Source organism: Enterococcus sp. LJL120 (genome assembly GCF_054871765.1).
Genome location: NZ_JBTXLV010000018.1, coordinates 1 through 24,356 on the forward strand (window position 1 = coordinate 1; position 24,356 = coordinate 24,356).

The 24,356-nt window shown below is 33.6% G+C and carries 21 protein-coding genes and 2 pseudogenes; 10 read left to right on the plus strand and 13 right to left on the minus strand.

Annotation, left to right across the window (positions count from 1 at the left end; genetic code table 11):
* Positions 1–30: 30 nt before the first annotated feature.
* Positions 31–357 (minus strand): topoisomerase DNA-binding C4 zinc finger domain-containing protein, encoded by a 327-nt coding sequence (locus ACYSNU_RS18175; RefSeq protein WP_461738544.1) that lies wholly within the window; start codon positions 355–357, stop codon positions 31–33.
* A 77-nt stretch (positions 358–434) separates the two neighbouring features.
* A complete protein-coding gene (locus ACYSNU_RS18180) occupies positions 435–1,034 on the minus strand; it encodes a tyrosine-type recombinase/integrase (protein ID WP_265460217.1) in 600 nt (199 codons plus the stop codon).
* Positions 1,035–2,208: 1,174 nt separating this feature from the next.
* On the opposite strand from ACYSNU_RS18180, the gene ACYSNU_RS18185 reads away from it, so the two are divergent.
* Positions 2,209–3,762, plus strand: coding sequence for a glycosyltransferase family 2 protein (locus ACYSNU_RS18185; protein WP_265460216.1), 1,554 nt, complete (start codon positions 2,209–2,211; stop codon positions 3,760–3,762).
* A gap of 1,393 nt (positions 3,763–5,155) precedes the next feature.
* Here the strand turns inward: ACYSNU_RS18185 and ssb are convergent.
* Positions 5,156–5,448, minus strand: a pseudogene (gene ssb / locus ACYSNU_RS18190) (single-stranded DNA-binding protein); the annotation flags it as partial.
* 862 nt (positions 5,449–6,310) lie between these two features.
* Here ssb and ACYSNU_RS18195 point away from each other — a divergent pair.
* Positions 6,311–6,679 carry a hypothetical protein gene (locus ACYSNU_RS18195; RefSeq protein WP_461738545.1) on the plus strand — a complete coding sequence of 123 codons (369 nt, stop codon included), beginning with the start codon at positions 6,311–6,313 and terminating at the stop codon, positions 6,677–6,679.
* Between the two features lie 174 nt (positions 6,680–6,853).
* Here the strand turns inward: ACYSNU_RS18195 and ACYSNU_RS18200 are convergent, their stop codons facing one another.
* Positions 6,854–7,693, minus strand: a complete 840-nt coding sequence (locus ACYSNU_RS18200; protein WP_461738546.1) for an alpha/beta hydrolase — start codon at positions 7,691–7,693, stop codon at positions 6,854–6,856.
* 234 nt (positions 7,694–7,927) lie between these two features.
* Between ACYSNU_RS18200 and ACYSNU_RS18205 the strand changes: the two genes are divergently transcribed.
* The 3 genes from ACYSNU_RS18205 to ACYSNU_RS18215 all read left to right on the plus strand — a co-directional run bounded on the left by ACYSNU_RS18205 (position 7,928) and on the right by ACYSNU_RS18215 (position 10,879).
* A complete protein-coding gene (locus ACYSNU_RS18205) occupies positions 7,928–10,171 on the plus strand; it encodes an excinuclease ABC subunit UvrA (RefSeq protein ID WP_265460213.1) in 2,244 nt (747 codons plus the stop codon).
* Between the two features lie 178 nt (positions 10,172–10,349).
* Entirely contained in the window at positions 10,350–10,565 is a 216-nt protein-coding gene (locus ACYSNU_RS18210; protein ID WP_265460212.1) for a hypothetical protein, read from the plus strand.
* A 47-nt stretch (positions 10,566–10,612) separates the two neighbouring features.
* Positions 10,613–10,879 (plus strand): hypothetical protein, encoded by a 267-nt coding sequence (locus tag ACYSNU_RS18215; RefSeq protein WP_265460211.1) that lies wholly within the window; start codon positions 10,613–10,615, stop codon positions 10,877–10,879.
* Between the two features lie 368 nt (positions 10,880–11,247).
* Here ACYSNU_RS18215 and ACYSNU_RS18220 read toward each other — a convergent pair whose 3' ends face one another.
* Entirely contained in the window at positions 11,248–11,457 is a 210-nt protein-coding gene (locus tag ACYSNU_RS18220) for a hypothetical protein (RefSeq protein WP_265460210.1), read from the minus strand.
* Between the two features lie 270 nt (positions 11,458–11,727).
* Between ACYSNU_RS18220 and ACYSNU_RS18225 the strand changes: the two genes are divergently transcribed.
* Positions 11,728–12,282 carry a DUF805 domain-containing protein gene (locus tag ACYSNU_RS18225; RefSeq protein WP_265460208.1) on the plus strand — a complete coding sequence of 185 codons (555 nt, stop codon included), beginning with the start codon at positions 11,728–11,730 and terminating at the stop codon, positions 12,280–12,282.
* Between the two features lie 164 nt (positions 12,283–12,446).
* Here the strand turns inward: ACYSNU_RS18225 and ACYSNU_RS18230 are convergent, their stop codons facing one another.
* Positions 12,447–13,442 (minus strand): YhdH/YhfP family quinone oxidoreductase, encoded by a 996-nt coding sequence (locus ACYSNU_RS18230; RefSeq protein ID WP_461738547.1) that lies wholly within the window; start codon positions 13,440–13,442, stop codon positions 12,447–12,449.
* 102 nt (positions 13,443–13,544) lie between these two features.
* Here ACYSNU_RS18230 and ACYSNU_RS18235 point away from each other — a divergent pair, with 102 nt between their 5' ends.
* Both ACYSNU_RS18235 and ACYSNU_RS18240 read left to right on the plus strand, forming a co-directional pair.
* Positions 13,545–13,964, plus strand: a complete 420-nt coding sequence (locus ACYSNU_RS18235; RefSeq protein ID WP_461738548.1) for a MarR family winged helix-turn-helix transcriptional regulator — start codon at positions 13,545–13,547, stop codon at positions 13,962–13,964.
* Between the two features lie 170 nt (positions 13,965–14,134).
* Positions 14,135–14,401 (plus strand): hypothetical protein, encoded by a 267-nt coding sequence (locus tag ACYSNU_RS18240; RefSeq protein WP_461738549.1) that lies wholly within the window; start codon positions 14,135–14,137, stop codon positions 14,399–14,401.
* 112 nt (positions 14,402–14,513) lie between these two features.
* On the opposite strand, the gene ACYSNU_RS18245 is transcribed toward ACYSNU_RS18240, so the two are convergent.
* The 3 genes from ACYSNU_RS18245 to ACYSNU_RS18255 form a co-directional block, all read right to left on the minus strand.
* On the minus strand, positions 14,514–14,858 hold the full coding sequence (locus tag ACYSNU_RS18245) for a hypothetical protein (protein ID WP_461738550.1): 345 nt from the start codon (positions 14,856–14,858) through the stop codon (positions 14,514–14,516).
* 164 nt (positions 14,859–15,022) lie between these two features.
* Positions 15,023–15,325, minus strand: coding sequence for a type 2 periplasmic-binding domain-containing protein (locus tag ACYSNU_RS18250; protein WP_461738551.1), 303 nt, complete (start codon positions 15,323–15,325; stop codon positions 15,023–15,025).
* Between the two features lie 230 nt (positions 15,326–15,555).
* Entirely contained in the window at positions 15,556–18,501 is a 2,946-nt protein-coding gene (locus ACYSNU_RS18255; RefSeq protein WP_461738552.1) for a bacterial Ig-like domain-containing protein, read from the minus strand.
* A gap of 349 nt (positions 18,502–18,850) precedes the next feature.
* Between ACYSNU_RS18255 and ACYSNU_RS18260 the strand changes: the two genes are divergently transcribed.
* On the plus strand, positions 18,851–19,408 hold the full coding sequence (locus tag ACYSNU_RS18260; RefSeq protein ID WP_265460415.1) for a recombinase family protein: 558 nt from the start codon (positions 18,851–18,853) through the stop codon (positions 19,406–19,408).
* 87 nt (positions 19,409–19,495) lie between these two features.
* The gene (locus ACYSNU_RS18265) at positions 19,496–19,591 is read left to right on the plus strand and encodes a type I toxin-antitoxin system Fst family toxin (protein WP_416207887.1); all 96 of its coding nucleotides are present in this window, start codon (positions 19,496–19,498) and stop codon (positions 19,589–19,591) included.
* A 438-nt stretch (positions 19,592–20,029) separates the two neighbouring features.
* On the opposite strand, the gene ACYSNU_RS18270 is transcribed toward ACYSNU_RS18265, so the two are convergent.
* From ACYSNU_RS18270 to ACYSNU_RS18285, 4 genes and pseudogenes are all read right to left on the minus strand, one after another.
* The gene (locus ACYSNU_RS18270; RefSeq protein ID WP_265460249.1) at positions 20,030–20,212 is read right to left on the minus strand and encodes a transposase; all 183 of its coding nucleotides are present in this window, start codon (positions 20,210–20,212) and stop codon (positions 20,030–20,032) included.
* A 149-nt stretch (positions 20,213–20,361) separates the two neighbouring features.
* Positions 20,362–20,526, minus strand: a pseudogene (locus ACYSNU_RS18275) (ATP-binding cassette domain-containing protein); the annotation flags it as partial.
* Positions 20,527–20,621: 95 nt separating this feature from the next.
* Complete coding sequence (locus ACYSNU_RS18280) at positions 20,622–21,317, minus strand: winged helix-turn-helix domain-containing protein (protein WP_461738553.1); 696 nt, start codon at positions 21,315–21,317, stop codon at positions 20,622–20,624.
* A gap of 176 nt (positions 21,318–21,493) precedes the next feature.
* Positions 21,494–24,175, minus strand: coding sequence for a BspA family leucine-rich repeat surface protein (locus ACYSNU_RS18285; RefSeq protein WP_265460452.1), 2,682 nt, complete (start codon positions 24,173–24,175; stop codon positions 21,494–21,496).
* Positions 24,176–24,356 lie beyond the last annotated feature (181 nt).

Here is a 24,356-nt window from a genome sequence, read left to right on the forward strand (position 1 = left end):
CTAAAGTCAACGTATCAGAATCATACACAACTACTCTCCCATTCTTCTGGTGAACCGGCATCTAGGAAAGTTTGTGCATCCATAAAATTTTCCATATTTTCCATTAATAAATTTTAATGGTGACTGACAATCAGGACAGATATCTACTCGAAGAAATTTACCGCCTTCTAATATATACTGTTCTTTACAAGCGGGACAAGTAGTGCGGTTAGCTTTTCCACTTTGTGATATAGGAACCATTTCACCACAATCACATTCAAGGTACGCGGCAGAACTAGCCAAGCCCCCAACCGCACTGATTGGTAAATGGCTATAGCTGTAGATATGACGCCCAAATTTACGTTCTTCCCAATCCATAAACTTCCTCCAAATTTACATGAAATTAACTTTTCCTTCTATTATATAAGTCATTTATATGTCGCTAACTGATAGGATTAAAGATCCAAGCTACGAACGGCGACATCTTTGTCTTCCTGTGTAATTCCAATATATCTCAAGGTCTCTCTCTGAGAAGAATGATTCAGAAGTGACTGAATGATTTCGAGTTTTGTTCCCTGCTTGTATAAGAAATAGCCAAATGTTTTTCTCATTGAATGAGGGCCAATATTCTTCAGTCCGATTGCCAATGCAGCCTGATGCAAAATTCTCCAAAGACTTTGCCGGCTTAGAGGTTCGTTTTCCCCTTTTCGACTGAGAAATAAATACCGATCCAATTCTTGTTCCTTGATTTGCTTTGGAAATTCTTCTTGGACATAATCAAGTAATAGTTTTTGCAATTTCTTCGAAATCACCACCGAGTTATGTTTGGCCGTTTTTTGCTCTTTCATGGTTAAGCGTTCTTTGGCAATGACTCGATTTCTAGAAATTTCTAACACATCTGACAATTTGAGTTGTCGTAAATCTGAAATCCGATAGGCTGTATTGATCCCTAAAGAAAACAGAACGACATTTCGCTGTCCAAATGTTCCAGATGCTAAGATGGCTTTCATGGATTCAATCTTTTTTTTGTCCCGAATCGGCTCAACTGTCTTCATGTTTTTCCAACCTCTCGAATGTTACTTAACTACAGCATAGCATATAATAAGTAACATTCAAAATAGATATAAAAAAAAGTAACGCTCGCCTAGAGGAAAGCTACTTAGAGCCACAAGGGTTTACACCATTTTAACGAATGAGACACAATTCGTTTGTGTCTCATTCGTCTTTGGTGTAGAAAATACAGAATATTCTAATATATTTACAAAGAGTTTTTTTATTGTTTTTAATTGAACGTTGTTATTCTTAATAATTATTATTCAGATCTCGCAGTCAAATCCTAGCTATAAAAATTGAGAAAGATAGATTTGCATAGTTTTGAATCAGGTCTTGATTTCGTTTAGGTTACCTATAATAAATAATTGTTCTTTTATTAATTTCTCCGCGAGTAATTTATATAAGATTGCAAAATTTATATAAACTAAATAAAAAGAGCCGTACTTTGGGATAAAATCCCAAAACAGGTGGAGACACTCGTAGAAAGCAATCCGGACGTTCTTATAGTTCCTGATTGATCAACGTACGAAACGGGTGTTTCTGGAGAATCTATGGTTCAAGGGGTTCTAGCAAATGAGAAGTTATCGAGTATGACTGCTAAAAAAATAAAGCTGTTTACGCTGTAGATTACAATTATATGTGGGGATATGGTTACCAAGCCTTAACAGGTATGGAAATCCTAGCAAATGAAATCTATAATTGAAGAACTTTTTTGTCTACAGTAATCCCTATCTGATGGGTTTGTGAATCTATGATAAGACGTATAGTGTTATTAATCAATAAAATTCAGTTAACCAATTTTAGATATCAGTTCTCCATATAATTCTTATATTAATATCAAGGAAGATGTTCATAGTCTCAAAACTAATTTACTCTTCATGGATTTTCTATTACATGAATTTGATTGATCCGATTTTATAAGTAAAGCCAACTCGATGAGTTAGCTTTTACTTTACTTGAGTTACGTTAAACTAAGTAGAAAATGATAAAACTTCATCTATTTTGTAAAGAATACCTCTTTTGTGACTTGGTACGTATATTTTAGTAAGCTAGTATAAATATTGATAAATAGTAGTGGCATATTGTAGCGAAACAGTTATAATTATCTTGAATCAAACTTATTACAGTATAGTGGAACGTGTATAATAGTCATTTGAAAAGAGTGAATGCATAAAATTGAAAAAGAAAAATAAAGTATATATTTGTATCATTTTGTTTTGGGTTGCATTATTATTAGCAAGCATCCCAGATTTAACACGAGATATCTGGCCTATGTATTCATCAGGTCATTACTTAATTAGTTATTTACTAACAATTGATGTTTTTTTCATCAGCTACTTCTGGTTGAACGGCATGAAAGATATTGTATACGTTGCTTACTTCCATGCGTTTAAAAACAAGTGGCTTGAGGAAGAAAAAAAAATTCTATCTGCTAGTTATCCTATGAGAAAAAATCCTGTTATCGCACTTGTTTACACTACAAAGGATGATTTCGATGCGGCAAGTTTAGACTTGTGTTCTAAACAGACATATAGAGGCTGTCGAGTCTACATACTAGATGATTCTAAAGAATCAGAGTACATACAAGAAATTGATAATTACAGCCGAAAGAAAAAGAATGTAACGGTAGTTCGTAGAGGAGAGTCCAAGGGGTTTAAAGCAGGTAATTTGAATTCGTTCCTAAATGCTCATATAGAATTATTCGATTATTTTGTTGTTTTAGATAGTGATGAAATTATTCACAGTAATTTTGTTGAAGATGCTTTAAAATATTTTTACTCTAATGAAAATTTAGGTATTCTACAAGCAAATCATGTTGCAACCAGAAACAAAAATAAATTTATGGAGATATTTCATGTTGGGGTAAATTGTCACTGGCCTACTTATCAAAAAGTAAAAGAAAAGTATGGATTTTTATCTTTTCTGGGGCATGGCGCCATGATTTCTGCTGAATGCTATAAAAAAGTAGGTGGGTTTCCAGAACTCGTTGCCGAAGATCTTTGTTTTAGTATACTAGCAAGAAAAATGGGATTTGATATTGAATTTTCACGTTTAATTACTTGTGAAGAAGAATTTCCTATAGACTACCGTGCATTCAAAATCCGTCATCATAAATGGACGTTAGGTAATTTTGAATTGTTGAGGAAGTTTACCAAAGAAATCTTTTGGAATAAAAATTTACGCTGGTTTGAGAAATTAGATGTTTTTCTGTTTACCTATAACCTACCTTTGACTTTTGTTTTTTTTATATTTTTGGTTATCAATATTCTATGGTTACCACTTTTGGGGCATCCAGCACAATATCCACTTTGGCTAATGATACCAACAATCATATTTTTGTTTTCACCTATGTTCAATGACATTGTTATTATGTTTAAAACCTATAAGATTTTAGGAACTTTGCAGTATTGCTCACGAATGTTTCTCTTGTATGGTTCTCTCTATTGGATTAGTTTTTATGCAGCAACCTGTTCTGTATTAGGCCAAAAAGCCTATTTTTATGTAACACCAAAAGAAGTAAGAAAAACGAACTTACTACAGAAAATCAGAAACAATTGGCAAGAGATTTTGTTTGGTTCACTGTTGATGATAATTACAGTTTTAGTAAACCAATCGTTTCTGCCGTCTATATTAATTGTTGTGCCTAGTCTTTCAGGTATCACTCTAGAAAGACTGTCTGAAAAAGACTACTCTGATAAAGCTTCTTCAAATCCTTCAACTACTACCTAGTTGAAATGATTTTCTCGCAAGCTAAGATTAGATTAAGTATGAGGGTAATAAGAAGAATTGGGCCCAGGCTCAATGGGGTGATCATCCGTAATAGCTGGAAAATAGCAAGGCAATCAAAAAAGAAGAGTGGTGTAAAAAGATTTGTAATCAAATCATAGAAAAACTGTGTCGAACTATTTTTAATTTGTGAATTCAATGAAATCGCTCCTTACAAACGTTATTGTTAGAGCAACTTTACCTCTTAATACTCATAACTAGTTAGTTCAATAATTAAATTATTAAGTAAAAAAGTGAATGACTTAACTAAATTCGATAAAATTTATACATTCTAAAAAGTAGCAATTTAATTAAAAACTGAATCTAACAGTTTCTAAAAATCAATTAGTCCCAATTCAAAATTCCTTATTTAGTGTGGTGAAATTATTTTGATAAAACACATGTTTAAAAAAGCGTTTGAGAACGATTGGCAGACACTTAAAAATGTTGCTCCCTACATTCTAATTTCGATTATTATAATCAGTCTTGCTGTATTTGCTATGAAGTTTTTAGACTTTCTAACAAAAAAAAGAAACAGAACAAAAAATAATGATGAACAAAAGAATATCAAGTAATTTTTTTGCTTTTAGCCATAATTTCCTATAGTTTATACTTTTAAAAAAAATGAACTATAAAACGAATTTTTCAAATCGAGCTATTTTGACATTTTGAAACCTGAACAAGTCGCTATTCCTCCCTCGAAAAAGTTTGTGAAGTTTTTCAGGTGGGAAAGTGAGGACTTGTTATAAAAAAATGGAGCAGGCAGCAATTATTCGGGATTGAGTTCAAAAACTTTCGTAAAAAAGGTAATTGAAATACTCTCGCCTCCCCTTGATAATGAGCCTGGATGTGTTCGCGCTGAATAGGGGCAAGATTTTTGAATACCTGCCACGCACCGATGCAATCACATCCAGGGAGGCTCGTTGTCAAGGGCAATCGGGCTAGGCGCTAAGCAAGTATACATACACTACATAATTTTTGTCAAAATAGGGGTTGCCATTCCATTGAATCACCAAACACTAAAAATGTGCAAGTTTGATTACTATTGAATTTGAGTCAATATCTTAGATACATATTAGTAGAGACGCATACGCCATTGGAACCTACTTGATTAATTCAAAACTGTTACCTGTAATTTATCTTTTCGTATATTTAAGGAATAAAAAGAGCACCTCCAGTGTTAGAAAGTGCTCTTCCTTATCTTAGAATGGCAAATCATTATCAGAAATTTCAAAATTAGTACTATCTAAAAACTGATTACCACTTACATTATCATTTACTGGTGACACAGAATTTGTCGGAGCTATATTAGCTGTTGTAGATAGATTGTCTGGTCGCTTCTGTCGCTTGTCAGTACCCAATGATTGAAACTGGTTGGCAATAACTTCTGTCACATAAACCCGTTGGGCCTTGTTGGTTTTCATAATTTCTTGTTTGAATACGACCTGTAATGCCAATTAAGGAGCCTTTTTTTGAATAATTCGTTAAGTTTTCGGCTGGCTTCCGCCAAATGACACACGAGAAAAAATCAGCTTCTCGTTTGCCATCCTGACCGGAAAAATTACGATTCACCGCTAGTGTAAAGGTTCTTCCAGCCAGACCACTTGCTGTGTACCGTAAGTCTATATCTTTTGTCAGTCTTCCTATCAATTTTAGTTTGCGATTAGTTCACATAATACTCCTTATGCCAACTGAGATAATAGCTGTGAAAAAGATCTCTATGATTTGTAGAGGCTTTTTTGCCGTACTATTCAACTTGAATGATTCATTTTATTTTTACAATAAAGCATAATTTTTTCCATTGAGAAACGTCCCAACGGATCAGTAATAATAGAAAGCGTCTTTTTATTGGAGGATAGAAAAATATTATGCCTAAAAGAACTATAGCTTTCTAGTACATTACTTTTCACAACTATCTTCAAATAAGAAATTTTGTTAGGAATTTCTATATTTGTCTCTCCTATATTTTTAGACGAATAGATAATAGTTGAATCAAAACCTATAGAGTCCACATCTTCCCAAGGAATAGTAATTACTTTTGTAGGTTTATAAAAATTAGCATAATAGTAAACTATATTGTCCTTACTAAGCTTTAGAACCTTAGGCGTTTTACTAATCTCATTAAACTAATTGTTAATAAAAATGTAGAGACAAGCAATTAAAAAAATCCAAACGATAAACTGCACAAGACTGCAAGTAAATCTGTTCTAAGAAAAACTCGGTTACAAATCCTTATCCCATCAAAAACATCGCAATTCCGAAAATAATTGGCAATATAGTCTTCCAGCGACTATATCTTACAATAAAATCTGAGTTCAAATAAGAACACTCCTTTCAACTAGTACCTAGCAAAAACACCATCAATGTGCTAGGCTAAAATAAAAATTTAACAAAAAAAGAAACTCATGACAAAAACTCCTTTAATAGATTATATCGAATAAATTGACCGTATTTCTAGTATAGGAGCCATACTATGGTACTTTGAATCAATCAACAAATTTGGAGGATGTTTATGAAGAAAATTATTTTCCCGGTGTTTTTTTTAATATTTTTGGTAGGATGTTCCCCCTCAACATCCAATTTAGTTAATGATACTGTCCAAACTGAAATAGCTGAATCAAGTGATATTAAGGAGAACCTGTCTTCCACAGATAATCAAGAGAATTCAAATCACTGGGAAGAAGAAGAAAAAATCGCAGCAATTTTAACTCTATCCGATTTTGACATTACTATACTCTCCGATAACTCTGAAAAAAGAATTCTTTTATTTACAAAAGACAATCAAAAATATTATAAAAGTATTTTTGTTAAATCGACTAAATTTCTGAAGATTATAGATCTCAAAAACAATGACACAGAAATTTTTTATGGTGGTTTATAACAATTTTATGTAATTTAATTACTTAGTTCACATAATGTCGATTATCCTAAGTATATTAAATGGTTATGCAAAAAAGCTATCAAAACTTAATGGTAATTACATAAGTGAGATTGGTTTTTTAAGTAGAGAAAATCTGTCGTTAGTGGATTTACCAGTTTCTATTTTTTTCATTTACTAATCATTGTAATTTCCAAAGACTTTTTTTATCTCATCTGCAATCTCTAATGCTTTGTGATTGTGTACATAATGCGGACAGTCAAAAGCGACTAACTTACTAACATCACTTAATTCACTAATTCTTTTTTGGATGGTTAGCCAAGTTGTAGGTTTTATTCCTGTCCCAATACCATTTGAAGAAAATACTAACAATGGTATCTGATTTAGAGACACTGTTTTTACTTTTTCAGCATTTTCTTTAACTGTGATAACCTCATTTAAAACTGCTGTAGAAGTAAAATTTTTATAGAACATCTTATTAAATGCGTTTTTCTCAACATTGGATAGGTTACCGAATTTTACAGCATCAGAATCAATCATCTTAGGAAATAGTTTAGTGAACTTTATTTTAACCATTAATCGGCTAAGTTTAAATCCAAATAGATTAATTTTTAGTATGTCATAGGCTTCATAATTTGCCATGTCAAGTCCAATTAGCCCTTCGACTTCATCGGGGTATTCTTGAATCCACCTCAATGCTTCAAGCCCTGACATTGAATGTGGAGCCAAAATATATGGTGGTTGAATCTGTTTCGCTGCAAGAAGGTAACGAGTTTGTTGCAACATAGTATCTATTTTTCTAGAACTATTAGAATCACTACTAAATCCATAGCCAAATTTTTCTATAACAACAATCTTAAAATTATTTTTAAGATAGAAATAGAGTGTTTTGAAATCTAAGATTGGGCTGCTTGTTAGGCCACCTGACAAAAAAATAATGGTTTTGTTGCCGGTACCTAAAGTTAATATATTCATTTGACCATCTACAACTGGTACTAATTCACCTGGATTATGCAAAATTTAATCTCCTCAATCAGTTTGGTATAAGTTTATCTTTAATTAAGACTATACTCTACTAAACTATGAGTTAGTCAACATAAATTACGTTAAACTAAGTAAAAAGATAACTATCTGATGTATTATATGCATAGAGCTCTAAGAAGCAATTGAAGTTTAGTCCATGGTTAATAAAAGTATGAGAATATCTTATTAAATTTCAGCGAGTAAATTTCTTTACATTGGAGGAAAATAATGAACAATAATTTTATTCACATTGTCAATGCTACACAAAATAATTTAAAGAATATATCAGTAAAAATTCCTAAGCATAAACTGACTGTAGTAACTGGTGTATCCGGATCGGGAAAGTCCTCTTTAGTTTTTGATACATTAGCTGCAGAATCGCGAAGAGAATTGAACGATACTTTTTCCAGTTATATTCAACATATGTTGCCTAAATATGGTCGACCAACTGTTGAAAGAATTGACAACTTACCAGTGGCAATTCCTATAGAGCAAAAAAAATTATCAGCGAATTCTCGTTCCACGGTTGGAACGTATACAGAAATTTATACTTTTTTGCGATTATTATTTTCCAGGGTTGGAAAACCATTTATTGGATATTCGGATTCCTTTTCATTCAATCATCCAGATGGTAAGTGTCCTAAATGTGATGGATTAGGTTATGTAACAGAAATGGATATTCACAAGTTGATTGATTTCAATAAGTCGTTAAACGAGAGTCCAATTGATTTTCCAACATTTGGCTTTGATGCTTGGCGTTGGAAACGTTATGCATACAGTGGTTTATTTGATTTGAACAAAAAGATTAAGGACTATACACCAGAAGAATTGGAACTATTATTATATGCGCCTCAGCAAAAATTAAAAAGTCCACCTAGCCGCTGGCCAAAAACAGCTTTATATGAGGGTATTATTCCTAGAATGAATCGTAGTATTTTGCACAAAGATGATGCTAAACGTCATAAAAAACAGATTGATTCTTTTGTTACAACTAAAATCTGTCCCGCTTGTCATGGCAGTCGGGTTAATGAAAAAGTTCGAAGCTGTAAAATAAATGGTAAAAATATTGCTGATACGGTTAGTTTACCTTTGGAAGATTTAGTTGAGTTTGTAAGCTCAATTCAAGGTGAGTTATCCCAAGAAATTAAAGAAGAAATTATTAGCCGCTTGAAATCTCTAATTAATCTAGGATTGAGTTATTTAACTCTAGACCGTTCTACTGGGAGCATATCGGGTGGAGAAGCACAACGAATTCGTATTGCTAAATATATTACTAATGCTTTGAATGATGTGTTATATGTTTTGGACGAACCAAGTGCCGGTTTACATCCAAAAGATATTGATCGAATTAAATTGGCCTTAGGTACTTTAAGAGATAAAGGAAACACAATTGTTTTAGTAGAACATAATCCACAATTAATTGAAATTGCAGATTATATCATTGATGTGGGGCCTGGGGCAGGAGAATCCGGTGGGCAAATTCAGTTTGCTGGACCTTACACTGAGTTTGTAAAACAGGATACAGCTACAAGTATAGCACTAAGAACCAAGGTTGCTTTAAAAACAAAACCACGTAGAGCAAAAGATTATTTAGTAGTCAACAATGCAAATGAACATAATTTAAAAGGTTTTTCAACAAGTATTCCTTTACAAACTTTGACAGTTTTATGTGGTGTAGCTGGCTCAGGTAAATCATCCTTGGGAGAAATAATACGCAAAACTGCGATTGATCGACAATTAGAAGTAGTTGCTATATCACAAAAGAGTATAGGCGTTAACTTACGATCGACTCCATTAACCTACTTAGATATTTTTGGTAAAATTCGTCAATTATTTGCGAATGCAAACAATGTTAGCTCAACCTTGTTCAGTTATAATTCTCAAGGAGCCTGTCCTCATTGTAAAGGAAAAGGGGTTATTACATCAAATATGGCTTTTATGGATGATGTTGTCACGACTTGTGAAGTTTGTAAGGGTTCACGATACAAACCTGAGGTATTGAACTACACTTATCGAAAAAAAACTATTGTAGACATTTTAGATATGACAGTTATGGAAAGCTGTACTTTCTTTAAAGATGCTTCATTTGAATCAGAGCTACAGACACTTATTGAAGTTGGTTTAGGGTACTTAAAACTGCATCAGTCTCTGACTACCCTGTCCGGAGGTGAGCTTCAACGATTAAAGCTAGCTAATCAGTTACACAAAGAAGGTGCTTTTTATTTACTAGATGAGCCTACTGATGGGCTACATTTAAAAGATATTGAATACTTAATGAAATTATTCAATCGATTAGTTGAAAAAGGTAATACTGTCGTTTTATTGGAGCATCATCTAGATGTTATTAAGCAGGCTGATTGGATAATTGAGTTAGGTCCCGAAGGTGGTACCAAAGGTGGTGCGTTATTATTTGAAGGTACTCCTTTGAACTTAGCCAATTCGAATGACAAGATCACAGGTGTTTATATGTAAAAATGAATAAAAAAATTTAATGCCCACTAATCCAAATTTATTTTGTTTTAAATAGCCTGTTGACTATAAAGAATATTTCTTTTAATAATAGGGATATACTTAACATAACTCTCCTTATACCAAGTGCCTTTACTATTTTTCATATTTTCGATTAAAATGAATTAAAGGAGTGATTTTTATGAAAAAAGATTTGTCTCAATACTTTTTAATATTAAAACTAATCATGCTAAGTATTATTAGTCTAACAAGTAAAGCCGTTGTAACTTTAGTATTAGGTAGAGAAGCAGCAGTAACTTTCGAACTGATACAAAGTAGTATTATTTTTGTTTTAGCAATTTTTTCGTTAATCCTTATTTTCTATTTAAACAAAATCACAAAAATCGTAGAAAAATAATTGTCCTAAGAGTACTTCGAATTACTTAATTAGATTGGAGAATATTAATGGATTATCATGTAGTAGAAGCTAAGCATCAAGGATTTGCAGAAGAATGGGAAACCTTTTTCTTCCCAGTTATTGAGTTTCAAAGCAAAGAAGATGTAATTAATGAATTTAATGAGGTTGAGAGACAAACTATTTCTAAATTTAGCTATAATCATTCTAATCCGTACACCGCTTATGAATATGAAGGAGAACTTTTCTACGAAATTAAGTACATTGGAATAAAGACTGAGGAAGAAATGAATGAGCTAGGTATAAATTTAAATTAAGTGAGTACATTTATTGTTATTTAAGAGCTAGGTAGACATAATGCCGATTATAAAAAGAAGCTAGTTCATAAAGGGCTGGCTTCTTAATTTACATTAGTTACGTCCTGCAAAGTGAACATTTTTAAACTCTCATAGTTAGAAGGACAGTCAAAAACTATTCTCGTATTATCCAATTATTTAAGGTTAAATTTTTTTGTTGAACTACCTTCTCTAGATCGTTAGCTTGTAATTGATAGTATCTAAAGCCTTTCTCTAACTCATTTAAAAATAAATCTTTCATTTTCGCGATATTTTCTCTGTCCAAATACCATGCTAAATAGCTGTCGGATGTTTGTTGTACTCTATACTGATGATAATAGGGTACACCCCTATTGCAACATATTAACAATAAATCCTATTAATCCTAAACAAACTGCGGCCATCCCGATAAACTTCCATTTTCGGCTTTTTTCTTTTTTTCTAAAGAATAAAAGTGAAACAACCCCCAAAACTAGTAAGAAAATACTGAAGTTTATATTCAAAAATCCATAGGAACCGCTAAAAATAGAATCTAAAATATTGTCTATAAATTTTTCCATTGAGTTACTCCTTCAAGTTTTTAGAAAACTTAAATCTATAGGTTCTCTTTCAAGTTTACTTTATCTATTTTTAATAATCTATAGGACTTTAGTTCCATGAGTTATCCAAGAATCCAATTCATTTATTGAAATGGATTTTATTTTACATAATCTTCCTTATACCAGTAATAAATAGATTAAATCGGTCTTAAGACGGTTTTAATCTGTTTGTCTAAAGAGTAATATAAATTTTAATGATTGGAATAAGAATTTAGAAAAGAGGTCGTAAATATGAATGATCGTCCGAGTAATATAGGCTTTATTGGCGCATTTAGAGCGTTTTTCACAAATTATTTTAATTTTACGGGTAAAGAAAATCGTAAAAATTTTTGGTGGGTTATTTCAACCTTATATATTCTTTCGATAATTCCCGTAGGCTATCTCTTGTATTTATTTATTGGTACCTCAATGAGTATTTCAGGAGGTACTAGCTCAGCAAAAACAATAATTATGAGTGTCATTTCTCATGAAAAATTACCGCTGGCAGTTTTGTTTATATGTGTACTTCTCTTAGTTATACCCTGTATTTCTTTGTGCGTACGTCGGTTCAAGGATGCAGGTTTTACAGGAGTAAGTTTCTTTGTCTTGTTTGTCTCGAGTAATTTCTTCGTTATTCTGTCTATAATTAACATTCAAAATAACCATATGCTATTTAGTAAGGGTAACTTGATCGTTCCCATTATTGGGCTAATTCTCTGTGTAACTAATATTATCATTACGTTACTCCCATCCAACTTCGTTAAACTTAAATCTAAAAGTAAACTTTCTGAATTTTTTATTCTGTAGAGAATTTTTACTTGTTATTTAACTCCTTAGTAGACATAATGCCGATTATAAAGTAGAAGCCAGTTCATCTTGTGAACTGGCTTTTACTTTACATAAGTTACGTTATACTAAGTAAATTTTTCGAGAAGAAAGCCTAGCTTCAATTTAGAAGTTAGGCTTTTACTTTACTCGAATATTTTCACAATAGAGCGCCCTAAATGTCTGCCTTCTTTTAATTGATTAAAGGTTTCGGGAAGATCAGATAGAGTAATTTCGTTTACTAAAGTAGTATCTGTAATTTTCCATTCATTAGAAAGATTATTCCACATGGCTACTCGTTCAGCATTAGAAATATTAACTGAATCAATGCCTAACATGTTGATACCGCGCAAAATAAAAGGCAAAACAGTTGTGGTAATTTTAATTCCGCCAGCATTGCCGCAAAGTGAGACACTTCCTTGATAGAAAACATAAGGAATTAGATTTGAAACTAAATCTCCTCCGACTGTATCTAAGACGTAATGGAATTGTTGTTTTGATAGAGGTTTTTTATCAAACTCAAAATCATTTAGCAAGATAGAACCTGTAGCACCCAGACTTTTGGCAACTTCAATTTGATTTTCTTTACGTACTAAAGCAATAATATTTTTATAGCCAGCTTTGGCTAATATTTGTAAAGCAATACTGCCAACACCGCCTGTTGCGCCAGTGACTAAAATTGTTTGGTCTAAATCAGCCTGCATGCCATTTTTTTCAAGGGCAGCAATTGATAAAGCTGCTGTTAGCCCCGCTGTTCCAAAAATCATAGCTTCTTTCATGCTTAAATTTTCAGGTAAAGGGATTACCCATTCAGCAGGAATTCTAGCATATTCAGAAAAACCTCCTGTATGACTCATGCCCATTTTATAACCTGTTACAAGAACTTTTTGGCCAGGTTTAAAGTTAGGACTAGAAGATTCGACAACTTCACCACTCAAATCAATTCCTGGAATCATAGGGTAATTCCGAATAACGCCCCCATTTTTTTGGACAGCTAACATATCTTTGTAATTAACAGAGGAATAGTGGATGTTGATTAATACTTCACCCGCTGATAAATCATACACAGTAATATCATTTTCAATCGCATATTTAATCTCTCCATCTTGATCCATAACACGTAATGCTTTAAAACTTTTCATAAAAATTCCTTTCTTAACAAAATAGTTTTGATACAAAAACATTCTCAATAAGAAATTAACATGTTATGATAAGTCTGTCAATTATCAATAAAGGAGATTTTTATGTTAAACGATTGTATCAACTTTCTAATGAATGTTTCTCAGCACAAAGTTTTTAAGCATTATAGTAAACTTTTGATAAAATCAGAAGTAACACCTGCTCAAGCAGGCATTTTAACTTGCATTTGGGAACAAGATAAAACTACCCCAAAAGAAATTGGGCAAAAATTATTTCTTGAAGCACCGACAGTCTCTGGGCTTTTAGATAAAATGCAAAAACAAGGGCTAATTTCACGAACAACCGATGAATTAAATCGAAGAATAGTTTTTGTTGAAGCTACAGAAAAAGCTAATCAGCTCAAAGAAACCATTCAAGCAGCTACAGCTAAAATGAATCGAGAAGTGTTACAGAATTTTTCAGAAACGGATCAAAAAGTGTTGAAGCAATTGCTATTAAAATTTATTAATACAGATTTGACTTAGTTCACATAATGAGCTTCTTTTTAAAATAAAGGCCAATTCTTTAAGTAAAATTGGCCTTTATTTTATATAAAATTCCTTATGCCAAGTAAAAAAATTGAGTGTCTATTGATATTTAGGCTACTAGAAACCTGTTATAATTGAATTAGTCTTAATTTTAGGGAGTGATTTAGTTGGATATTGAGATTGTAATTTACGTAAGTTATGCTGGGTTGCTTGCGACGGGATTTTTATTGGTTTTGGCAACTTTGATGAAAAAAACGCACGGTCTTTTTTGGTCCAGAACACCTCGAGAATTTATAGAAGACGTTAATAATCCTAAATTTGACATAGAGAAATCTGTGGGAAATAAATTTATAAAAGTTGTATTTAAATACGTTCCTCCATTCTTTATTGGATTTCTTTTGATTCTACTAATCGCTCTGTTTTTCTTTTCTTAGTAATAATTCTGTTATTTAACAACCTAGTTCACATAATGCCGATTATCAAAAGACAACAACTTTCAAAAATCTAGTTTCTTATTCGCATAAGTCAAGACAAGTCATAAAATGACTATTCACGCATTATCCAATTATCTAAAGTTAGTGACTTTGTTTTTTGAACGGCCTTTTCTAATTCATTAACCTGTAATTGATAGTACCTAAGATCTTTCTCTAGCTCTCTTAAAAATAGTTCTTTCATTTTTGGGATATTTTCCCTATCTAGACACCACACTAAATAGCTATCTGATGTTTGTTGCACTCTATACTGGTGGTAATAAGGGACTCGATTGTTAGAGAAGATTTTGCTTTTTTCTGACAAGATAATTTCTTTTGTAGAAATACTTTTTACATCTAGCGCCTCGATTTGTATACCAAACTCATCATTGTACGTTAAACAGTAAATATGTCGATTCATGGATTTCCCCTTTCTTAATTCGATACTTCACATAAAAGTAGTATAACTAAGAGTTTGTTTTTAAGCTACTTTATAAAAATTAGCAATTAAGTCAGACGTTTGGAAAATTATTTACTTTACATAAGTTACATTATAGCAAATGGATAATTAAGGAGTAATCTAACCTAATTAGTCTTAGCTATATAAGAATCTACTAGCTTTCTAATGGCAACAAGATTTCTCTCAAAATATAATTCCGTGGGTACTTTTATAACAGGAGTGTTGTTTTTATTATCAATGGGCATAAATGGGTCGGGTAGAATTATATAATCTACCTCTTCCCCATCCTCTAAACAGTTAAAGACAACTTGATAAGTATCAGAAAAATAGTTTTTAATTTCTTCATTACCTTTTTTTGTATTAAAGGCACCTAAATACGAAAAGCCTGTCGCGCTATTTCCAGATAAGACAAAACAAATTTTTTTCATGCAATCGCTCCCTTTTATTTAGTTTATCACATTATTAAACAAAGTATTTTACAAAAGGCGACAATAAACTGATGTACAACTAGATTACTCAATTTGTCCCTGTCAGAAAGATTGCAATTTACTTAACATAATTCTCCTTATATTAAGTAATACTAATTTCCAAAAAAGAGCTTACACAAAATTGTGTAAGCTCTTTTCATTTTACTAACATCTAAAATTTTATAAAGACATTATTTACAAGAGTTTTTTCTGCGTTTCATACCAAAGTATGCTACAAAACCTAAAATGACTGCACCTAAAGCCACCATCGACCAAGAAGTTTCTTCTCCAGTTTGAGGTAGAGTCTTTGAAGTAGTACTTGTAGTGTTAACAGTAGTCGGGTTAGCAGGAGAAACTGTTCCACCTGTACCTGATAAAGTGTTCTTTTTATAGACATAAGTCACTACAATTGAATCAGAAGTATAGATTCCAAGTGAATTACTTGGTAAGTGTGTTTCATCTAAAACGTACCCTGTTATATCAATTGCACTTGTAGTGTATGCATTCCCAATAGCGCCAGTTTGTGTGCGGGCAGAAGCAATTTCATCACCATTTTCGTTGACATATCTCGTAGTAACTGTACCATTCCCTACTGGGATATCAAGTACTATTAGTTTCACATTAGTATTTTGTCCATCTGCACTTGTAACTGTGACTGTGTATGTTCCCGCCTTCATTAAGTCAGCGTTCGTTAAATCTACGCTTACTTCACTTGCGTTGCCAGCCTTATCTGTCGCGGAGGCTTTAAAGTTCGTCACTGTTGGTTCTGGGTCACCGATATACATCGTATAGTCAGAGGCAGTTATGCTTTGTTGGTTTGCTAAGACAGTTAGAGTGACTTCTTTGCTTTGTCCATCGGCACTTGTAACTGTGACTGTGTACGTTCCTGCCTTCGTTAAGTCAGCATTCGTTAAATCTACGCTTACTTCACTTACGTTGCCATCCTTATCTGTTGCGGAAGCTTTAAAGTTCGCAACTGTTGGTTCTGGGTCACCGACATACATCGTATAGTCAGAGGCAGTTATGCTTTGTTGGTTTGCTAAGACAGTTAGAGTGACTTCTTTGCTTTGTCCATCGGCACTTGTAACTGTGACTGTGTACGTTCCTGCCTTCGTTAAGTCAGCATTCGTTAAATCTACGCTTACTTCACTTACGTTGCCATCCTTATCTGTTGCGGAAGCTTTAAAGTTCGCAACTGTTGGTTCTGGGTCACCGACATACATCGTATAGTCAGAGGCAGTTATGCTTTGTTGGTTTGCTAAGACAGTTAGAGTAACATCTTTACTTTGTCCATCGGCACTTGTAACTGTAACTGTGTACGTTCCCGCCTTCGTTAAGTCAGCATTCGTTAAATCTACGCTTACTTCATTTACGTTGCCATCCTTATCAGTTGCGGAAGCTTTAAAGTCAGTTGCTGTTGGTTCTGGGTCACCGACATACATCGTGTAGTCAGAAGCAGTGATCCATTTGTAAGTTAAAGTTATTTCTGCTAACTGATTAGTTTCACCATAGGTTCCAGTTAAGGTATCAGGATTTGCAGAAACATAAGTATAATTATAATCTCCTTCTGAAAAATCAGCAGTATCTATCGTGAAGGTATCACCAGCAGTGCCATTCATAGCTGTATCTGTTTTAATTGTTTTTCCAGACACATCTACATAATGAACTGTAATATCAGAATAAATTATAACTGTACTTGTAGCAGTAGTCGTGTTCCCATCACTATCTGTCACAGTATAGGTGATAGTGTATGTTCCAGGAGTTTTTGCTTCCCAAGCATCTGAAAATCCACCATCACTTTGAATTGTGACAGAGGAACTTAAGTCACCGTCTTCTACATCAGTGGCAGTAACACCATTTAGCAACCAAGAGGTCACATCATCAATTGGCTCACTTGTGTTTAATATCTTGTCACTGGAGGTAATCATCGGTACGAAACCTGTGCCACCTGTGGATTGGAATTTGTACCCGGCTGCGGTCGTAGAACTAGCTGTTGTGTATACATCAGAAGTATAGGTAGAAATTACAGTATATTCTGATGAAATAGACGGTGCTCCAGCAAACGCATAAAAATATCCCCATGAAAAATCTATACCATCTGGTAATGTTATTGTAACTGTGTCGGCACTGGTTTGCGTTGCAGTCATTCCTAAAGATGCTAGGGTTACATACCCTGTGGAAGTATTTGGGAACCCAGATTTATTAGAGAAATAAATATTATCAGCTGATAACGTTGTACTTACAGAAGCATCAACACTTGCAAATTTAATTGACACAACCCTATTTGTAGTATCACTTTTTGAATTGTTGTAAAACCCTGCGTCATAAATTACATTAAAGTCCATTGTTGCTACATTAGCTGTGTATTGAAAACTAGTTCCATAAATAAAATTACTCACAAAGTTATCTGGAGTGGTAGCACTGGATGTAGAAGCCCCTCCACCATTAAACAACATTCTCCCTGCGTAATCGCCCCCTCCACCAGGCGAAACATATGTCGTGTTAAAAGTAGATGTAGTAATGACTGTATCATCTAAACTTGCTGTCATGACATTTCCAGTTGTTGTCAGATTTTTGGTCTGAACATTCAAAATAAAAGAAATGTTTGCTGTCGATACAACATTAACGTTAAATGTGTAAGTAGCCGTACCATTGGTTATATCTGTTGTCCAACTACCATAAGCCGTTCCTCCATTAGGGGTAAAACTACTTAAAATACTTGGGTCTGAGAATGTGAAAGTGATAGACTGATCGCTAGCTATTGTAGCCCCACTAATTCCAACTGTGTAATAAATAACTCTTGAGCCAGAAAGAGTAGTCCCTTCAGTGTAACTAGGCGTAACTGTAATTCCTGTAGTACTTGTTGTTTCATAAGTAGAAATTATATTATCTTCTTGTTGTATGATTTCAGAACTCGAATTTTCTGTCATTGTATCGGTATTTTCTTCTTCAGTTAACGTTGGACTTGTGCTGCTTATACTATCCTCTGTACTTGAATCTTCTGTTTTATCAGTTATGCTGCTCTCTATCGTTTGTTTTGTCGTGCTTGAAGTTTCCTCCGCAAAAACAACAGCTGGTGAAAAGATCTGAGAAAACAGTAATAGTGTGGTCGCAAATAAAGCAAAATTCTTTTTCATAATACTAGTACCTCCCTTAATTATTCTAAATACAATTTATTATACTATAAACAAAACCAATTCAATGTTTAAATTTTACATACACTTAAAGTTATTATCCCTCAATATTAATCTTCTAACATCCTGTATCCTTCTTCATTTGACTATTAGGGATCACGTTTTAATAATTTTCTGTTATTTAACGGCTTAGTAGACATAATGTCGATTATCCTAAGTATATTAAATGGTTATGCAAAAAAGCTATCAAAACTTAAAAGTATTGATAGCTTTTTTTTACTGTGATAGAATAGGGATTACCAGACTATCATATCTTACTCTCATAAATTGAGTAGAAAGTAGGCGGATTTTCATGATTTATGGTTATGCTCGTGTAAGTACCTGGGGCCAAGATTTAGAAACACAAATTATTGCATTGACCAACCAGGGCTGCGACAAAATTTATACTGAAAAATATACGGGAACAAAAATTGATCGAAAAGAATTTCAGCATTTATTAGAAGACATTCATGAAGGTGATACGTTAATCGTTACCAAATTAGATAGATTTGCCCGGTCAACAATTCAGGGGTTGAATACTGTTCAAGAACTATTTAGAAATGGGGTCAAAGTTCATATTTTAAATATGGGAATCATCGAAAACACACCAACTGGTCGATTAATACTTACACAAATGTTGGCTTTTGCAGAATTTGAACGAGATATGATCGTGGAGCGAACACAAGAAGGAAAAGCTCTTGCCAAGCTAAATCCAAATTTCAGAGAAGGCCGGCCAAAAAAATTCAGCAAAGACCAGCTAGAGTTAGCAATGGAGTTATTGAAAAAGCACACGACCAAAGAAGTTTCTAAAAAAACCGGCATCAGCGTAGCCACTTTATATCGAGAGAAAGCGAAAAAGCTTCAAATCTAGTTAGCTCGATTATTTACTATAGAGAAGCATGATTGATTAAGATATAATAAAGCGTCGCCTATCCGACAGTCTTGTGACTGGAAGGAGGTGTTACACTTGATTGAATTTTTCATTTGCCCCCTTCTTGTTGGACTATTTGTAGCCCTATTTGAGTATTGGCTAAATACCAAAAACAAGAAGTAAAACTGCCTTAAGGCGACATTAGCCCACAAAGAAACCCCTAGAGAATCCGACTTCTCTAGGGGTTTAGTGTTACACTTGATTTTCATTTGCAAACTAATTATAGCATTTTATCAGATGAATCTCAAGAACTCAACCAATCCTCCAAATTTAAGAAACAATCATTTTTATTGCTATGGTATGTGAGCGTGTAAGCCTTGAATTGAATCTAAAATTTCGACCCCACTCAATCCTAAGTGTAAAAGGCCAAAAACCTACATTTTCAATGCCCTTTTTCCTATATTTTATTGTGGCCCTTTACATTATTATTTCTGATTTCTGTAACTGTCAATGGTTTGTTCTTATGAAAAAAATAGACACTTCTAGAGATTTCTAATAACCGACACAAAAAAGAAACAGTGTAATCCTTACGCCATTTTTCAATAAATTGAACAAGCGAATTTAGGTTTTCCTGGAGAACATGGCTGCGGCTTTTTTTAAGGTTTCAAGTTCCTCTTTCAAACGAGCATTTTCTTTTCTCAGTTCAGCCACTTCTTTTCCAGTCAGTCCTGTGGACTGATCAGGTAAATATAAATTCTTCCATTTGTAAATCGTTGCTTCAGATAAGCCATATTCTTTCGCCAACCTCGAACAGAACGTCCAGTTTGATTCAGTTCAACAATCATCTGTTTAAATTTTTCTTCATATCGGGTCATAAAAATTGATTCTCTCTTAGATAAGTTTAATTTATTCTTGTCTCTACGAAAAGCTGTCTAAGATTTGATACTAACACCAATTTTACTTTCCATGTATTCTTTGGACAATTTTTGGTTAATCTTTTTATTATCAAATATTATATCCCCATGGATCACACTGTCCAAACCCACAACAGCACGTCCTATAGTTGTTTTACCTGACCCTGATTCACCCACTAAAGAAAATGTTTTACCTTTATTAATTTCTCCGCGGGTAATCTATATAAGATTGTAAAATTTATATAAACTAAATAAAAAGAGCCCTACTTTGGGATAAAATCCCAAAACAGGTTCTCTTTTCAATTTATATTGTTAAATGGGTCTATTTCGTCTGAAACTCTATAGCCTTTTTTCCAGTGTGTTTCGATACTTTGTTCTGTAAATCCATATCGAGCAAATTTCAGGCGAATCCGACTAACAATTTGAGAAAGTTGCGCCAAGTGTGAACTTGTCGGTTGACCATTCCACATTCGTTGGGCAACTTCTTTTCGCGTGAGAAATCCTCCCTTTTCATTGGATAATATTTCAAACAATTTTCTTTCTTTTGACGAGAAAGTCCCAATCGCTTCCATAAAAGTAACAGTTGATGCCAAAGTCCCACCTGGTTGACGTGCTTTTATTTCACTGAAATGTAACTGTCGAGAAGAGGACAGTAACTCTCTCAAATTTGACAAAGGAGAATCCTTTGAGAATTGTGCAGTTAGTCCCAATTTCTGCCACTCTTCGGTTAACTCGTCATTTAAAGGAGGGATATCACAACGTAAAATCACACGGCCGGCTACTTGTCCCTTTCGTAAAATTGTGTCAACCATTTCATTTGTAAGGGTATCACTAAAAATTACAACAGGAAAATTGAATACCAACGGGGAATTATCTGTCATGAATGGCTCAACCAATTGTTTTGAGCAAAGAACTTCGTATCCTAAATAGTCTAAGTTTTCTTTCAATTGAGTATCTGCTGAAAGATTTGTCGTTAAAAGTAGTATTTGATTCATTTGTCTTTCCTTCTTCCAGTCTGATTAGATAATCATCTTTCAGTTTACTGTGCAAGATGCACACATAAGATTTACTTATAGTTTAATAGTTATCATTTCTACAAATAGGTGTAGTGGTGATATTTTTTTGCCCTGACTACTGAGAACTAACCCAAATGGTTACATTGATCAAATTCTTATTTGTTTTTAGTAGTAAGTACCCAGTCAATTTTTCCAGTATAGTTCCCCAAATAATTTCGCTGTGTATTGAAGATATCCATACCGATACCCACATTATCTATTGAATTTCCTAGCACAGTGACAAACTGCTGTAAAGGAGTGCTTGTAGATTGAGTAGCTAACTGAGTTGCACTATCAATTGTAATTTTTTTCTTTTCTTTGTCTGTAGTTTGATAAAACACGTACCCTTTTAACGCTAAATTGTCACTTTCTCTCTGAACATCGCTAGATAGTTGGGCGCTAAGAACCCACTGTACAGTACGGTTTGTATTTAATATTTTGACATTTTCGATTGGACTATTGGTTGGGTATACTACTGTTTCTTTGGCTAATAAATCTCTAGGATCAAAGTTTCCGAAGCTAAATTCATTAGGAACAGAAATTAATTTTGTCATAGGTGTATAAGAATAAGTTATGCTAAAATTTTTTGTTGGAACAGTCGTATACTCTTGGGTATTTGAAGTTCCAGTTGTATAGGAATCTGACGTAATTGTTCTATAGCCATCAAATGCAAGATCTGTAGCGGAGAATTGATCAGAAATAGTTGCACCAGTTTTAACTGTTTTAGTCACTGCAGTTTTTGTGGTAGATGTTTGTAATGCATCTTCAAAAATTGGTTTTTTATCAACTGCATCCAAGTAGTTAACTGTCATTGTCACTGTGGCTGGACCCCAGACATACGTACCTGGTTTTGTCCCGTCGTAATTTGCAAGGAATTGGGAGGTTGTACCCACTATGGACTCATCTACCTGATATTGCCAATTGCCAGAATAAGTATCATTGACAGTGATATTAGGTAATGCAGATGCATTAGATGTGTCTTTAAACTTGGGACCAAGGGTGATTGATTTCAATGACTTTGTATCGGCTAATGCACGATTTATGTTTGGATTCAAAGTTGTATTATCAAAGTTAGTCAAGTCTAAACTTGTTAGACTACTCATACCTGAAAACATATTACTCATATCTGTAACTTTAGAGGTATCAAAGCTAGTTATATCTACATTCGTTAATTTAGATGCTCCACTTAGAAAACTGTATATGCTAGTAACTTTACTAGTTTTGAAACTACTTAAATTTAAACTTGTTAGGCTGCTGGTAGATTGAAACATATTAGCCATATCAGTGACCTGACTAGTATCAAAACTACTCAAATTTAAGCTTGTTAAACCAGATGCTACAGCAAACATGTCTCTCATACTAGTAACTTTACTAGTATTAAATTTACTCAAATCCAGACTAGTTAAACTAGATGCATATAAAAACATACCCGTCATGGATCTTGCATTGCTAGTATCTAAATAAGTTAAACCCTCTATCGTCGTTAAATTCTGTAAAGAATAAGCAGTTTGCTGTCCATCTGTTTGTGTCTTAAAACCACCAAATAGATAACCTGCCTCAGCCTGTGTGCTAACAGGACTGGTAAACACAATTTTTTTAACTGCTGTGTTAGAAATTCTTAAAGCATCCGATCGATTCCATGGAGATTCATAAAAAGGACCCAAGGTACCTCCAGAAGTAAACGTGATTGTCCCAGTACTACTATCAAATGACCACGGTACATCTCCCCATAACTGTTGATTTCGAGTATAAGTGATTGTTTCTGATTCCATAGCCTCAAGTTTAGTATTATTGTCCATTTGATACGATTTAACTGATATTTTTAAATTGGTCTCATTAGCTGTTTGGCCAAAAGGAACTGAGATAGATGAAGTATCATCTACCGTGTACACCTTCCCATTCACTGTAGCTGTTGATCCAGTTGGATATGCAGTGCCATTTTCATCAGCTAAAGTCAAGGTGGAACTGTATGTTGATCTAACTTCTTTTTTCACTATGGGTGTATTTGTTACTAGTTTTGGAACAGTAAAACTTCCTATTCGTGCATACTGACTCCTGGAACCTGCTCTATTACTAGTAGTTGCAGCAATTGAAAAATAGTAGTCACCATTATCAATGGTTGCTTGATAGATTGTTTTACCATTAAATGTATAGGTTATTGAATGGCTAGCAGCATCATAGTTGAAACTGTAAGTAAATTCTGAATAACCTGATGAAGTACTAATTGCTTCAGTTTTTTTTACACTTTTATTTCCATTGGAATCTGTGGACCAAATTCCTAAATAAGGAGTGGCAGGTTCCCCAGTATTTTGATATGTATCAAAAACTAACGCTACTGAATTATGTAACCCAACAACCCCAATACCACTTGAACCATTTCCCAAAGTACCAACAGGATCTTTACTCAATATTACAGAGAATCCATCAGCATTACGAGAAGATACTACAGCTATATCAACTGCCAATTTTCCAGAAACAGAAAAATTGTGATCTAGGTTGAGCTTCTCTTTATAATACATACTTCCAATTGCATTATTTTGGGCAGGCGTCAGGACTGCCCATTGATTCGAAGACCAAGTAGCAGTAGGCGATCCATATAATTTAAATTCATTTTTTATATTTTGAAATTGTTCATCTGTTAGTGAATCAACATTGTACTCATAACTTATTGCTTTTGTAGTAACAGGATAGACTGTGGTGGAGTCTGCAATAACTGCAGTAGGACATATCCATAAGAATAAAAGACCGATAATACATATCCCTATCCAGTTAATCTGTTCCCGTATCTTTTTTTTCATATCTCTCCACCCAATCTTTTTAATACTAGTTTAATTGTCTATTAGTTTAAACCATGGATTGTTACAGTAACTTTCTCGCAATCCTTAAGACTTAATGATTACTTGAAAGTTGTACTGTTGTTACTGATTCGGAACTAAGCAGTTGGGCTATCTGTACCAGTGTCAGACAATACCCAAGTCA

What these genes read in the sequence shown, in the direction of transcription:
- ACYSNU_RS18205 (WP_265460213.1), top strand. Translation starts at nt 7,928, where the DNA reads ATGAACAATAATTTTATTCACATTGTCAATGCTACACAAAATAATTTA.
- ACYSNU_RS18225 (WP_265460208.1), top strand. Translation starts at nt 11,728, where the DNA reads ATGAATGATCGTCCGAGTAATATAGGCTTTATTGGCGCATTTAGAGCG.
- ACYSNU_RS18235 (WP_461738548.1), top strand. Translation starts at nt 13,545, where the DNA reads ATGTTAAACGATTGTATCAACTTTCTAATGAATGTTTCTCAGCACAAA.
- ACYSNU_RS18260 (WP_265460415.1), top strand. Translation starts at nt 18,851, where the DNA reads ATGATTTATGGTTATGCTCGTGTAAGTACCTGGGGCCAAGATTTAGAA.
- ACYSNU_RS18175 (WP_461738544.1), bottom strand. Translation starts at nt 357, where the DNA reads ATGGATTGGGAAGAACGTAAATTTGGGCGTCATATCTACAGCTATAGC.
- ACYSNU_RS18245 (WP_461738550.1), bottom strand. Translation starts at nt 14,858, where the DNA reads ATGAATCGACATATTTACTGTTTAACGTACAATGATGAGTTTGGTATA.
- ACYSNU_RS18215 (WP_265460211.1), top strand. Translation starts at nt 10,613, where the DNA reads ATGGATTATCATGTAGTAGAAGCTAAGCATCAAGGATTTGCAGAAGAA.
- ACYSNU_RS18230 (WP_461738547.1), bottom strand. Translation starts at nt 13,442, where the DNA reads ATGAAAAGTTTTAAAGCATTACGTGTTATGGATCAAGATGGAGAGATT.
- ACYSNU_RS18195 (WP_461738545.1), top strand. Translation starts at nt 6,311, where the DNA reads ATGAAGAAAATTATTTTCCCGGTGTTTTTTTTAATATTTTTGGTAGGA.
- ACYSNU_RS18280 (WP_461738553.1), bottom strand. Translation starts at nt 21,317, where the DNA reads ATGAATCAAATACTACTTTTAACGACAAATCTTTCAGCAGATACTCAA.
- ACYSNU_RS18285 (WP_265460452.1), bottom strand. Translation starts at nt 24,175, where the DNA reads ATGAAAAAAAAGATACGGGAACAGATTAACTGGATAGGGATATGTATT.
- ACYSNU_RS18250 (WP_461738551.1), bottom strand. Translation starts at nt 15,325, where the DNA reads ATGAAAAAAATTTGTTTTGTCTTATCTGGAAATAGCGCGACAGGCTTT.
- ACYSNU_RS18180 (WP_265460217.1), bottom strand. Translation starts at nt 1,034, where the DNA reads ATGAAGACAGTTGAGCCGATTCGGGACAAAAAAAAGATTGAATCCATG.
- ACYSNU_RS18220 (WP_265460210.1), bottom strand. Translation starts at nt 11,457, where the DNA reads ATGGAAAAATTTATAGACAATATTTTAGATTCTATTTTTAGCGGTTCC.
- ACYSNU_RS18210 (WP_265460212.1), top strand. Translation starts at nt 10,350, where the DNA reads ATGAAAAAAGATTTGTCTCAATACTTTTTAATATTAAAACTAATCATG.
- ACYSNU_RS18255 (WP_461738552.1), bottom strand. Translation starts at nt 18,501, where the DNA reads ATGAAAAAGAATTTTGCTTTATTTGCGACCACACTATTACTGTTTTCT.